General features: G+C 67.8%; 12 protein-coding genes. 8 read left to right on the top strand and 4 right to left on the bottom strand.

Translation table 11 applies throughout. The annotated features are described in order from the left end of the window. The first annotated feature begins 86 nt into the window (after positions 1 to 86). Positions 87 to 956, top strand: a complete 870-nt coding sequence (locus GVY39_RS16965; protein ID WP_236565484.1) for a LysR family transcriptional regulator — start codon at positions 87 to 89, stop codon at positions 954 to 956. Between the two features lie 102 nt (positions 957 to 1,058). Further along, positions 1,059 to 1,811 (top strand): hypothetical protein, encoded by a 753-nt coding sequence (locus GVY39_RS16960; RefSeq protein ID WP_159925245.1) that lies wholly within the window; start codon positions 1,059 to 1,061, stop codon positions 1,809 to 1,811. On the opposite strand, the gene GVY39_RS16955 is transcribed toward GVY39_RS16960, so the two are convergent. Beyond that, positions 1,805 to 2,557: a hypothetical protein gene (locus tag GVY39_RS16955; RefSeq protein WP_159925247.1), complete on the bottom strand. Its 753-nt coding sequence runs from the start codon at positions 2,555 to 2,557 to the stop codon at positions 1,805 to 1,807. The two genes, GVY39_RS16960 and GVY39_RS16955, sit on opposite strands and share 7 nt — an antisense overlap. A gap of 392 nt (positions 2,558 to 2,949) precedes the next feature. On the opposite strand from GVY39_RS16955, the gene GVY39_RS16950 reads away from it, so the two are divergent. After that, positions 2,950 to 3,486 (top strand): phosphotransferase, encoded by a 537-nt coding sequence (locus tag GVY39_RS16950; protein WP_159925249.1) that lies wholly within the window; start codon positions 2,950 to 2,952, stop codon positions 3,484 to 3,486. Between the two features lie 293 nt (positions 3,487 to 3,779). Here the strand turns inward: GVY39_RS16950 and GVY39_RS16945 are convergent, their stop codons facing one another. Further along, complete coding sequence (locus GVY39_RS16945) at positions 3,780 to 4,709, bottom strand: fatty acid desaturase (RefSeq protein WP_159925251.1); 930 nt, start codon at positions 4,707 to 4,709, stop codon at positions 3,780 to 3,782. A 270-nt stretch (positions 4,710 to 4,979) separates the two neighbouring features. On the opposite strand from GVY39_RS16945, the gene GVY39_RS16940 reads away from it, so the two are divergent. The 3 genes from GVY39_RS16940 to GVY39_RS16930 all read left to right on the top strand — a co-directional run bounded on the left by GVY39_RS16940 (position 4,980) and on the right by GVY39_RS16930 (position 7,199). Then, the gene (locus GVY39_RS16940; RefSeq protein ID WP_159925253.1) at positions 4,980 to 5,777 is read left to right on the top strand and encodes a phytanoyl-CoA dioxygenase family protein; all 798 of its coding nucleotides are present in this window, start codon (positions 4,980 to 4,982) and stop codon (positions 5,775 to 5,777) included. Positions 5,778 to 6,109: 332 nt separating this feature from the next. Continuing rightward, positions 6,110 to 6,697 carry an NADPH-dependent FMN reductase gene (locus GVY39_RS16935; RefSeq protein WP_159925255.1) on the top strand — a complete coding sequence of 196 codons (588 nt, stop codon included), beginning with the start codon at positions 6,110 to 6,112 and terminating at the stop codon, positions 6,695 to 6,697. Between the two features lie 10 nt (positions 6,698 to 6,707). Beyond that, entirely contained in the window at positions 6,708 to 7,199 is a 492-nt protein-coding gene (locus GVY39_RS16930; RefSeq protein WP_159925257.1) for a nuclear transport factor 2 family protein, read from the top strand. A gap of 70 nt (positions 7,200 to 7,269) precedes the next feature. Here the strand turns inward: GVY39_RS16930 and GVY39_RS16925 are convergent, their stop codons facing one another. Then, on the bottom strand, positions 7,270 to 8,541 hold the full coding sequence (locus tag GVY39_RS16925) for an SGNH/GDSL hydrolase family protein (protein WP_236565485.1): 1,272 nt from the start codon (positions 8,539 to 8,541) through the stop codon (positions 7,270 to 7,272). Positions 8,542 to 9,623: 1,082 nt separating this feature from the next. Next, on the bottom strand, positions 9,624 to 11,144 hold the full coding sequence (locus tag GVY39_RS16920) for a catalase (protein ID WP_159925261.1): 1,521 nt from the start codon (positions 11,142 to 11,144) through the stop codon (positions 9,624 to 9,626). 218 nt (positions 11,145 to 11,362) lie between these two features. On the opposite strand from GVY39_RS16920, the gene GVY39_RS16915 reads away from it, so the two are divergent. Both GVY39_RS16915 and GVY39_RS16910 read left to right on the top strand, forming a co-directional pair. After that, positions 11,363 to 12,412, top strand: coding sequence for a fused (3R)-hydroxyacyl-ACP dehydratase subunits HadA/HadB (locus GVY39_RS16915; RefSeq protein ID WP_159925263.1), 1,050 nt, complete (start codon positions 11,363 to 11,365; stop codon positions 12,410 to 12,412). Between the two features lie 162 nt (positions 12,413 to 12,574). Then, positions 12,575 to 12,736: a hypothetical protein gene (locus GVY39_RS16910; RefSeq protein ID WP_159925265.1), complete on the top strand. Its 162-nt coding sequence runs from the start codon at positions 12,575 to 12,577 to the stop codon at positions 12,734 to 12,736. The last annotated feature ends 133 nt before the right edge of the window (positions 12,737 to 12,869 follow it).

The raw sequence follows: 12,869 nt of genomic DNA, 5'->3' as shown, positions 1-12,869 counted from the left end.
CCAGGATGACGGGGCGGACACCGACAAACAATTTGATTGTTTCTCGCAATACCCAACCAATTCATTGAGTTTGTTACCGTCGTCCGATGGGTATGGTGAGCGCGGCTCGGATGGAAACCTTCCTGGCCGTCGCCCGCCAGGGCAGTATTCGCCGGGCCGCGGCGCAGCTGCACATCACCGAGGCCGCCGTCTCCGCGGCCGTCGCGCACATCGAGAAACAGCTCGGCGCCAAGCTCATCGCGAAATCCGGGCGCGGCATCGCCCTCACCGAAGCCGGTCGCGTCTACGCCGAGTACTGCCGCGGCATCCTCGGACTGATGAAGGAGGCGCAGGCCGCCGTTCGCCGGGCCGAGACCGGGCGCCTGCGCATCGGCGTGGTCGCCACCGCGGGGGAATACGTCCTGCTGCGTCCGCTCGCAACGTTCCGCCGCCGGTTCCCCGACATCGAGCTGAGCCTGTCGGTGCACCCGCGTGATGCGCTGTTCCTCGAATTGCAGCACCACGAAACGGATCTCGTCATCGCGGGCCGTCCACCGCGCGACACCGGACTGGTGGTGCGCGCCCGGCGCCCCAGCCGCCTGGTCGTGGTCGGGCTGCCGGAACTCGATCCCCTGCGCGCCACATGGCTGCTGCGCGGCCGGGGCTCCGGCACCCGCGAGGCCACCCTCGGCCTGCTCGACCGGCTCAGGATCGAACCGTCCACGCTCACCCTCGGATCACACGGCGCCGTCCTGGCCGCCGCACGAGAAGGCTTGGGCGTCACGTTGATTCACAGCGACGCCATCTCGCAGGACCTGGCGAACGGTGTGCTGCGCGTCCTGCCGGTCGACGGCACCCCGCTGGACCGCCCGTGGCATGCCGTCACCACCCGGACCCCGACGCCGACCACCCGCCTGTTCCTCACTCATCTGCTCGACCCCGCCGAGGTCGGCTCCGACGCCTTCCACCCCGATTGAGTCCTCCAACCCGCTGTGCGACCTGTCCCCGCGTGTGACGTGCCCCGTGTCGGGCGCGTGCCACACTCGAGAAGTGCACACCAGACGCGTGACCGAGCCGGTATGAGCGGCCCCGAAGTCATCCGGGTCGCCTCGACCGCAGCGCTCGACGCGGAACTGTCACGCGCCGGCATAGCTCTGAGCCGCCCCGTACTCGTGGTGGTCGGTGGCGCGTCGGGCATGGGTTCCGAGCCGCCGCCCGCGCTCGCCGCGTTGTGCTCGGATCAGCTCGTGCCCACGCTGGATCGGCTCGGCGTCACGGTCGTCGACGGCGGTACCGACGCGGGCGTGATGCGGCTGATCGGGCAAGCCAGATCCCGCGCCCGCGCCTCCTTCCCCTTGATCGGCGTCGCCGCGGCCGGCACCGTGACACTGCCCGGAAAGCAGCCGCCTTCCGCGGACTCGGCGTCCGCCGAGACTCGGCACACCCACCTGATCATCGTGCCGGGCACCCGATGGGGCGACGAGTCCCCGTGGCTGGCGGCCGCCGCCACCTCGATCGCGGCGGGGGGCCCCTCGACGACCCTGCTGGTCAACGGCGGCGCCATCGCCTACACCGACGCACTGCACAGCCTCGCGGCCGGCCGCTCCGTTCTCGTGCTGAACGGTTCCGGCCGCGCCGCCGACGACATCGCCCGAGCCCGCACCGGCGCCCAGGCCTGCGACCAAGCCGCCCGCATCGCCGGATCCGCTCTGACACAGATCGTCGCGCTCGAGGAACCGGCCCGCGTCATGAGCGCGATCACCGACATACTCTCGGCTCGAGATACGGCATTCGCCGCTGTGGCGCAGAACGTTCCATCGACGGTTCAGTGATCTTGCCGTGCCGACTCGCCCGAGGGTTTCGACTCACCGATGGCGATGCGCCACCGCAGGCGAACAGAGGTGACTGGGTGGTCGCGTATCCACTGGGCGAGCGCTGCGACCGCCGAGGCGAGCGACGTGGCGCCCGCGAGCATCGCCCAGGGCGTGAGTCCGGCGGTGTTGTAGGAAACTTGGCGTACCCCCGGCACCACGAGGCTGCCATTGCCGAAAGCCCAACTCATGACCATCCCGGCCTGCCCGCCGAGATCTGAGGTGCGCGCGAGCATGGCCCGCAACTCGGGGCTTTTGCTGTTGATGTAGAGCACCGTGAGCGCGATCAGAGCCGCGGCGGTGACCGTGGAAATCGTGGCCAGTCGCGCGAGGGCCCCGGTGCGATACCGGAGATTCACCGCCACCGTGCAGACCGTGATGACGATCGCGGCCACGGAAAGAATCGCGAAAGCGCCGCTGATCCGCGCGGTGGGCGGCGGCGATGACGACCACACGTTCAGGAAGGACGTGGTCGCGGTCATCCGGCCGAAGGCATCGACGCTGGCCTTACCGTCGGCGCCCGCCGCGGTCAGCCACGGCTGGAACAGCAGGATCAGTGTGACAATGCTGCCGGCCGCGGCGCCCAGATACCCCCAGTAGCCGTCCAGTATCGACAGACGTGTCCGGAGACCGGCGAGCCGCGGCGCCCCGCTGGGCGCTCCTCCGGATCGAATGTCATCGGCTGTCCATGGGGTTGGCTGCACCATCACTCCGAATCAGGCGTAGGTCGGCGTCGAGAGCCGAGTCGGGCGGCGCTCGACCGCCCGCCGGCTTTCGCGTCGCCCGGCAGGCGGCGCGAACCCGGTCGAGGCATCGTCGGCGCACCGTGGGCGCTGCGGAGCCGATCGAAGTTCCGGTCATCGAGCAGATCGCACAGCGGGCTGGCCGAACAGTAAGAGAGGCAGAACGTTTCGCAGAAGGATTGCGATCAGCGTGATCTTGAATCCCGGCCCCTGCTCGTCGATCGGCTGCGGGGTTCGGTCAGGTCGTCGAGGATGTCCCGGCATCCGGGACGAAGTCGACGACAACGCCGTTACGGGCATGGTGCGGACCCGACTGCCATCCCTCGTACGACCCTTGCTTGCCGAGGGTCTCCGATGTGGATCGCGAAGGCGGCAACGGTGACGGCCCGGTTTACACCGGCCGGGTCCGAGTCATCGGGCCCGACGATTACCGACTGGACCGCAGCGCCGATATCGATGCCTTCTGGGCCGCCCAGCCGCAGACTCTGATCCATGGCGCCCCTCATCTGGGCAATCTCTTCTTCGAGAGTTCCGGCCCAGGATTCCTGGACTGGAAGATCGCGACTGCCGGGGCGGGTATCCGCGACATCGCCTACTTCGCCAACGCGTCGGTCGAACCGGATCTGCTGCGCACGATCGAACGTGGCCTCGTCGATCGTTATACGGCCGGGCTGAGCGCCGCGGGCGTTCATGCCGACGCTGATCGCATGTGGACCCTATATCGCGCAAGCATCACCGAGCTGTACCTCGCAGCCGTCTGCACCGCCGAAGCCGGCGCGCGCATGCAGCCGCTCGAGGTCTCCCGGGGCGGCGTCGAGCGAGCCGTCGCGGGCGCCGAAGCGCACGACAGTTTCGGAGTGCTGGCCGCACTCATCGACGACAAGCGGATCTGACGCGTCGGCCGAGAACGTCCCGCAGTGGATCACCGTCGAACCCGATCGCGTTCAGCGCGACGCGCCGCGTACGCACCTGAACATCGCCCGATGCGGGACAGGGTCCGCGCTCACAGACGGGATCGATCGATGACCCACTCCTCCGCTCTCGACACCACCCGGCTGCGGCGTGTGTTCTCCAGCGCCCGCGCAGTGCTCCGACAGTACGTGCCGATGCTCGCGCGGCATGGATTCGCACATGGAAACCGAGGAGTGACCCGGCACGGCGTCACGTCGCACCCGCGCCGACCCGCTCAGCGATCAGTGCTCCTGATCGGGCCGCGCAACTGGCGGGCCACCGCGCGGAACCAGCCGGAATCGTACCGGCCGCCCTCGGCGTCGAAGACGGGCCGCAGTTCGTACCAGCGCAGGCCCGGGTGACGATGGTGCAGCCCATGCAGGTTGAAGCTCAGGGCCAGAACCTCCAGTGGCGCGGGCAGTTCCAGGTCGAGCGGCTCGTCGAGATCGGTGCCGTAGTGATAGGCGTTGTCCGACAGCGAGACGATCACGCCGCGCCCGGCCAGCGCCGCGAGCAACATCCATCCGTGACTGCCGTAGGCGACGAACGCCGCGCCGTACAGCACCGTGATCACGGCCGCGTCGATGCGGAACCGACGGAACACCTCGGCCTGCGCGACGCGTCCGAGCAGCGGCCCCGCCACCGTGTCCGGCCTGTCCACCACGCGGGCGAGCCGGCGCACCGCCGCGGCGGGCAGCGCCGCCGGCACGAGCGCCGCGACCTCGAGCAGATACAGCCCGCCGAACAGCCGCAGGTAGTACCCGGGCGCGGCTTTCGCCCAGCTGGACGTCGCTGGGTCGTAGACCTCGGCCCGCTCCCGCGTCCGGCTGTAGCGGTGGTGCAGCAGGTGACCGGCTTTGAGCAACGCGAACGGTGAACCGTACAGCACGGCGAGCACGCGTCCGTATCTGTCGTTGAGCGAGCGCCGGTGGTGCAGGTTCCCGTGGACGGCCTCGTGGATCAGCGACCAGAATGTCGTCGTCAGCAGCGCCGACGGCAGCAGTGCCCATCCCCACGCGGGGTCCCGGGGCAACAGCAGCAGCGGCAGCGCGAAGAGCTGAAGAAGATTGAGCACGACCGCGCCCGCGGTCAACCATGATCCGATCCGCCGTCCATCGTCGCGCCGCTGCGCGCGAACAGCGTTGCCGGCGCGCCGTTCGGTCATCTCGCCCCCGGTCACCTCTCCGGTCTTCCTGCGGGAACCGAGCGTGCACGAGCAGCCCCACGAACACCCCTACGCGGGCTGTCGCATCGCTTACGTACGTGCGAAGAAACGGTGCCGTGACAGAACGGGTCGGCTGATGATGGCCGTCACGCTCGATCTCGAGGCACCCGGCCGATGTCGCCTCGAGCCCGGACGGCACCGAAATCCCCGTCGCGGCCTCGTCCATCGTTAGGAAGCGAATCGACCTAAGCTTTTTCTACCGTGGGATCCGTGATCGAAACAACGAAACACCCGCGCCCGAGCGGCGAGACCACGACCGCGCGCACCCTTTCGGTCGACCTCGTCGAGCAGTATCACCGCGACGGCTACGTCCATATTCCCCGTGTTCTCGGCGGTTCCGAGGTGGAGGAGTACCTGGCCGACGCCGGCACCCAATTGGACCGGCAGCGCCTTGTTTCCTGGAACGCGGCCGAAGGCGGGAACGTCATGGATTGGGTGCCCGAGCCGGAGAACGCCAGTGAGCTGATGCGCAGGCTCGCGCTGCATCCGGAGATCACCGGGATCGCCGAGCGTCTGGCCGGACAGCCACTGCGAATGTTCAAATCCGAACTGTTGCGTAAACACACCTCCGACAGCGCGCCTACACCGATGCACATCGATGCCCCCGCCTTTCCGATCGCCGCGGCCCCCGTGACCCTCACGGCATGGGTGGCCTTGGTCGACGTCCCGGTGCAGCGCGGGTGCCTGACCTTCATTCCGGGATCGCACCGGTGGCCCGAGGACGCGATCCCCACGGTCGGCGAGCCGTACGAAGCTCGACCGGAACTGCGCTGGTGGCCACACGTGACGGTCCCTGTGCGCGCGGGCGACTGCACCTTCCACGATGCGCGCCTGGTCCACTCAGCGGGCGCCAACCACACGGATATGGCGCGGATTTCGCTGGCCACGGTGTATATGGACGCCGAGGCGGTCTACCACCCCGACCCCGACGCGTGGTACCAGGACACGGTGCCGGATCGGGAACCGGGACAGCGACTCGACGGCGCCCGATATCCGCGAATCAGCTGAGGTCCGTGTCCGGGGCAGCGCGAACACCCAGCCGAACCGGGTGGAGCGGCGGCTTCCGCATGCCGCCGTCCACGTCGTCGACAATCGTGGCCTGGCCGAGGCTCATCGGCGGCTGTCCGAGCATCCGGCCACAGCACCGCGCATCGGCGCGATGTCCCTGCTCATCGGCAGTTCCGGTGGTCGGCGCGTCGAGCCGTCAGCCGTCGACCCCTCGACTCGGTCACCTGCGAGTCCAGGCGCTTCGGCGCACCCGAAGTGGGGGCCGCCTGACATTCCGGCCGGTTGCGTCGTCGGAAGGTTGTGACACCTTCCGCAGAGCAGGAGTTCCGACCGTGATCAGAATCGGCATCATTCTCGGCAGTACCCGGCCCAACCGCAACGGTCCGCAGGTCGCTCAGTGGGTTCTGGACACGGCGTCGCGGCGCGGCGATGCCGAGTTCGAACTGATCGACCTGCGCGACCACCCGCTGCCGCATCTGGACGAGCCGGTGGCGCCGATGTTCGGCCCCTCCGTACATGAGCACACCCGCGCCTGGGCCGAGCGGATCGCCCCGTTGGACGGCTTCGTCATCGTGACCCCCGAGTACAACCACTCGGCCCCCGGAGTGCTGAAGAACGCCATCGACCACCTGTACGCCCAATGGGCCGACAAGGCGGTCGGATTCGTTTCCTACGGTGCCGGCGGCGGCGTCCGCGCGGTGGAGCATCTGCGGCTGGTCTGCAGCGCCCTGCGGATGGCCGATGTGAGCCACCAGGTCACGATCTCGGTGCTCACCGATTTCGAGAACTACACCACCTTCACACCGGGCGACCACCACACCACAGCCCTGCACACGCTGCTGGATCAGGTCATCGCATGGAGCGCCGCATTCGCGCCGCTGCGGCGGGCAAGCGCCGAACCCACTCTCGTCGATTCCTGAGGAGCCGATCATGCTGTCACCACACGACTTCCGGTCACTCGCCGACCGTGTCGAGATCGAAGCACTGCGCGGCGAATTCACCGACGCGGTGATGATGCGCGACTTCGATCGCCTGGCATCGCTGTTCACCGACGACGCGGTGCTGCGCATCCCCGACGCGGGTATCGAAGTCGCCGGCCGCGCCGAATTCCAGACCAAAGCACGGCTGATGCAAGACGCCTGGGACTATTTCATTCAGCACACCCATCCCGGTGCGATCCGAATCGACGGCGACACCGCGACCGGTCGCGCCCACATCTGTGAACTCGGGCGGTTGAAAAGCGGCAGCTCACATCTGAACTACGCGATCTACCACGATCGCTACCGGCGAACGACCGACGGCTGGAAGTTCACCGAACGGGTCTACGAGATCCGATACCTCGACAACTCGCCGCTATCGGGCTCACCGCCGGGAGAGAACGGTCCGGGTGTGGACGTATCCGCCGCGCGGCCGCACGGGTGATCGTGCGCTGTCCACGGGGCCGCCGCGACTACAGACAGCCCCGTGGACAGCATCCCGTCCCGCCTGCCTCTCAGTCGACCGTCTCGTGCAGGACGAGCGCGGCGGCGTCGCCCATCGCGGAATACCCCGCGGGGCCGGGATGCAGGTGGTCTCCGCTGTCGAACTGCGCGGCGAGTGCGTCCGGGTCCGCCGGGTCGGCGAGTGCGCGCTCGAAGTCGATGACGGCGTCGAATTCTCCGGAATGGCGTATCCAGGAGTTGACCTCGTCTCGGACCCGTTCGCCGCGCTCGCTGTAGTACGGGGCTCCGCGGTATGGGAGCAGGGTGCCGCCGAGGATGCGCAGTCCGTCGGCACGTGCCATCCGGATGAGCAGTCGGTACTCGGCGATCAGCTGGTCGGCCGTGATCTCGGGGTTCGGTCGCAGCCACGGCTCGGAGAGTTCACTGGCGCCGATGTCGTTGATACCCGAGAGCAGGATGACGGTGCCGATCCCGTCTTTGTCGAGTACGTCGCGACGGAATCGGGTGGCCGCGCGTTGGCCCAGGTAGTCGGAGTCCGAAACGATCCGGTTTCCACCTATGCCGGTGTTCAGCACTGCCCGGGGCTCGCTGTCGACCGCAAGGCGGTCGGCCAGGGCATCCGGGTACCGGTTGTCGGCGTCCACGCCGGCGCCCGCTCCGTCGGTGATGGAGTCGCCGAAGGTCACCACACCGCCGCGGTTCGGTGTGCCCCGGACTTCGATGTCGGCAAGGTAGTACCACGACTTGTCGGACTCGGTGAACGCCACCCCTTCGATGTCGGCGCTGTGATCGCCGTTCGCGCGGTAAGCGGTGGTGTTGCCGAGAGAGTGGAAGGTGGCCGGCCCGGTTGCCTCGCTCAGGTAGAGGGTCACGGTGATCGGCTGGCGGGCGTTGACCAGGAAATCGGTCGCGTCGCTGGCCAGTTCGTCTCCCTGCGGGATCACCGCGCCCGCTGCACCGCCGAAAGTCAGCGGGCGGACCGTGCCGGAGCGCACCGCTGCCCCCTTGGCGGTGTGCGCGATGGTGGCTGCCGCGATCCGCAGCGGTCGATCGCCGAAGAGATTGGTCATCGTGATTCGTACGGAGTCACCGGCGAGGGTAGGGCGCACGGTCTGGCGGATGGTCTGGTTGACGAAACCGTTTGTCGACCAATTGGGTCCCAGCACATCGACGTCGGCCATTTGCGCGGTGGACCAACTGTCGAGCCAGGCCTCGCGCTGGGCTCGGTCGGTGGCCTCGGTGTACAACGCTGTGCTGGTGATGGCCAGCAGCAGCGCGGCCAATGCCGAGAGCACGGCGGTTCGTATCTTTCGGAGGGTCATCGTCGCGCCCATCCTTCGGCGGTTTCCAACGATGCCTGCGACGCCGCTCGGACGAGGTCGGGCGTCATCTTGTCCGATGTCTCGTGGCTATCCGTGTCGCGGATTCCCGTCACGAACCGAACCGGGTCATGCCGGGAAATTGTCGGCACCGCCGGTTGTGGAAATTCTGTCAACGGACTTCCTCCGTGTCGCCGGGAACACCATCAAGGTGTGCTGATCGAAAGTTCTCGCCGAGGTCGCCGCCCTGGTGGCGCCGGCGCGAACCCCGCCTGTTCTTTGAGGACTCTACGGATCAGCCGCGAGCAGAAGAATGAGCGAAAAGCTCGGATTATTGTCTGAAACGCTCAAATCCCGGCCACCGCAGTGGCCGGGTCGTGCGCGGCGTGTCAGCTGATCAGGCGCCAGCGGCTATCGGCAGTTCGACCAGACCGGTGACGACGAGGTTCCGGGGCTGCTGCGGGAAACGCCGCGGACGCGACGACGGGATGAACCTGCCTATGCCGGGTGAGCCGCCACAGGGCTGCCATGCGGCACCAATCGACCGAACGGCATCTGCGGGGTGGGAGGCGCGGGCGGGATGAATCGCAGGATTTCGGGAAATCCCGGAAATCCACCGGGTATCGGGACCTCGACCGGAACATCGGGTGCGCCGCTGGACGACGGCTGCGCCCCCGCCGGTGCGGCGCCGAGTGCTGCCGCGGCGGCGAGAGTGGCAGCCGCGACTGTGATCGCTCGCCACGGCCTTCCTTGCGAGCGTCGATCAGGTCGAACATCGGCGTCGAACGCCATGATGCGGTCCTCCGATCTCCGTCGACCGGCCCGATGCGACCATCCGGTGGCGCGCGGATGTCACCGAGCCTCGAATTGATTCGAAACACCACGGTGCTATGTGTCGCTGGATCCGGCGGTCATGTTTCCGCATGCGATCGGAGGGACGCATCGGGACACACGAGCCAGGGAATAACGAAAAGATCACGAACGGTGTCGATAGGTGGTGGCATGGTCACCGACATCCCGGCGTACCCGCACGGCGCACTAGCACACCGCGGCGGCCGGTGGTCACCGGCCGCCGCCGGGACCCGTCAGGCTTTGGCCTGCGCCGACGAGCGAGCCGGATTGGCTTGCCCGGCCGCCTTGGGGTCGCGCTCACCCTGCTTCGCGCGCACACCCGCCTCGACGCGGTCACCGAGATGCTTGTCGACGTTGCGCCAATACTCGAAGGCCCGGTCGAGCACGGGCGCGGAAACTCCGTTCAGCAGGTGTCCGACGATGTTGTCGACCAGCCGCTGCCGCGCCGCGTCGTCGAGCACGTCACGGACCATGGTTCCCGCTTGGCCCCAATCGTCGTCGTCCTTGTGCAGTGTGTAGGCCGAGCGCACGAGTTCGCCGTCGGCGTACCAGGTCGCGGGCGGGCCCGCGACAGCGGGATCGGCGTGCGGGCCGCCCTTCGAGTTCGGCACGTAGACCGGGTCGCCGGGGTTGCGGTGGCGCATCGCGCCGTCCTTGCTGTACGACCGGACGGTAGTGGCGTGCGGCGTATTCACCGGCAGCTCTTTGTAATTCGCGCCGATACGGTACCGGTGGGCGTCCGGGTAGGAGAACCAGCGGGCCATCAGCATCTTGTCCGGGCTGGGGCCGGTGCCGGGCACCGAATTACTCGGCTCGAATGCCGCCTGTTCGATCTCGGTGTGGTAGTCCGCCGGGTTGCGATCGAGCGTCATCCTGCCGACATCGATGAGCGGATAGTCGCCGTGCGGCCACACCTTGGTGAGATCGAAGGGGTTGAACCGGTATGTCTTCGCCTCGTCGAACGGCATGATCTGCATCTTCAGCGTCCAGCTCGGATAGTTGCCGCCTTCGATCGACTCCCACAGGTCGCGGGTGTGGTAGTCGGTGTCCATCGCGGCCATCTGGTCGCCTTCGTCCTGGGTGAAGAACTCGATGCCCTGATCGGTCTTGAAGTGGTACTTGACCCAGAACCGTTCCCCGGCGGCGTTCACCCACATATAGGTATGGCTGGAGTAACCGTTCATATGCCGCCAGGTGCGCGGGATGCCGCGGTCACCCATCAACCAGGTGACCTGGTGCGCCGACTCGGGTGAGAGCGTCCAGAAGTCCCACTGCATGTCGTGGTCGCGCAGATTGTTGTCGGCGCGGCGCTTCTGGGACCGGATGAAGTCCTGGAATTTCATCGGATCGCGCACGAAGAAGATCGGCGTGTTGTTGGCGACCATGTCGAAATTGCCCTGCTCGGTGTAGAACTTCAGGGCGAACCCGCGCGGATCCCGCCAGGTATCGGGGCTGCCGCGCTCGCCGGCCACGGTGGAGAACCGGGCCAGCATCTCCGTCTTCTTGCCCGGCTGGAACACCTCCGCCATCGTGTATGCGCTCACGTCGTGGGTGACCTCGAAGACGCCGAACGCCCCACCGCCCTTCGCGTGCGGCTGACGTTCGGGCACCCGTTCCCGGTTGAACGCCGCCATCTTCTCGATCAGATACCAGTCCTGCAGCAGGATCGGCCCATCCGGCCCGACGGTCAGCGAATGCTCGTCGCTGGGTACCGGGATCCCGGCGTCGTCGGTGGTGTAGTTCGGAACGGACATCTCTCTCCTCTCCCACGAGCCGCGGGCGAGAGCCCGGCGACGACACCGTCGGGCGAGCGGCACGAGATCTGTCGATCGACTTCCCAGGGACCTGTTCCTCAAACCACGGCTGACCGGCGCTCCTGCGCACCCGCGCCGGTCGGCGCGCCGGAGGCCGCGAAACGGCGTGCGATGCGGGCTGACCGGAATTCGGGCTCTGGTTGGGTAGATTCCCCGCGATGTCCAGAACCCCTACCACTTCCGGTGCGGACGACGTGACCGATGCCGCGCTCCCCGCCTCGATGGTCGGGCGCCGGTATCGCACCAGCGATCACTACGAGGTCGGTCGCGAGAAGATCCGCGAGTACGCCCGCGCGGTGCGCAACAACCACCCCGCGCACTGGTCGCAGGAGGCCGCCGCCGACCTCGGCTACCACAGCTTGCTCGCTCCCCCGACCTTCGGCGCGGTCCCCGGATATCTCGCCTACGCCGAGGTGTTCGACACGATCCTGCCCGGCTACGACCTGAGCCGGACCATCCAGACCGATCAGATGATCGAATTCCATCGCCCGCTCCTGGCCGGCGACCGCATCCGGTTCGAGATGTGCCTGGATTCGTTCCGGCACGCCTTCGGCGGCGACCTCATCGGACTGCGCCAAACCATCCTGGACCAGCACGACCGGCCGGTCCTCACGTCTCGGACCAGCCTGGTCGGGCGCGATGACGAGGCTCTCCCGCCGTGGTTCGACGCGGTCGTCATGCACGGCGCACGCCAGGAAGCGCGAAACGCGCGCCGCGCGCCGGCCCCGCGCTACGTGGGACACGGCATCGAGTCCGTGAGCCAGGCGCAGCCCGTACCGGCGAGCCCGTGGGTGCGGCGCTTCGACGAGGTAACTGCCGGGGCGGAGCTTCCGCCACGCACACTCACGGTCAGGCGGGGCGATCTGGTCAACTACGCCGGAGTGTCGGGAGACCCGAACCCCATCCATTGGAGCACCGAGACAGCCGCACGGATGGGCATGGAAACCGTTGTCGCCCAGGGCATGTTCACCATCGGGCTCAGTGTGGATCTACTCACCTCGTGGCTGGGCGATCCCACCGCCCTGCGCTCCTACAACGTGCGCCTGACCAATCCCGTCCACGTCGGCGTCACCGGCGGCCGGATCGAGTTCTCCGGCCGGGTGAAACGCATGGACGCGGACACGCGCAGCGCCACCATCGCGATCACCGCCGAGCACGACGGGCGCAAAATCTTCGGTCGCGCGGTGGCGGAGGTCGTCCTCGCGTGATCGCACCATCCGCTCGCGCCGCCGGAATCGGTGTGTTTGATCCGGAGGAGCCGGGGCACGTTGGAGGCGGAGCGCGCGCCCGCCGGAAGCCGCGGACGCGATCTCGGCACCCGATCGAGCGGGCAACGGGCCCGCTCGCACCCGAAAGGACCGGTATCTGTCGTGGTTGTGCTTCTTGCTGTGATCGGCTCGGCCTCCCTTGCCGTCATCGCGGTCCATGCCACGGTCGTCGCACGCAGCTTGGCGGAACTTCGCTCCCCGCGCCGCGAGGGCGCAATGCGGGACGAGCAGCCCACCGCGCGGCTCACCGGCACAACGGTCTGACTCCCGCCGCCGTTCCCCCGGCCTCCGCGCTCGCGCAGGTCAACACCGTCATGTCTCGGTCGGATAGCGGATCGGATACGATCTTGGCTGCCTCGCGGTCCAGCAAAAGGCCGCGGAGACAGTCGGCGTGCGC

Source organism: Nocardia sp. CY15, assembly GCF_009829295.1.
GTDB lineage: Bacteria > Actinomycetota > Actinomycetes > Mycobacteriales > Mycobacteriaceae > Nocardia > Nocardia sputi.
Note: the sequence above shows the minus strand (reverse complement) of the source record. Positions and strands in the feature narration are given on the sequence as shown.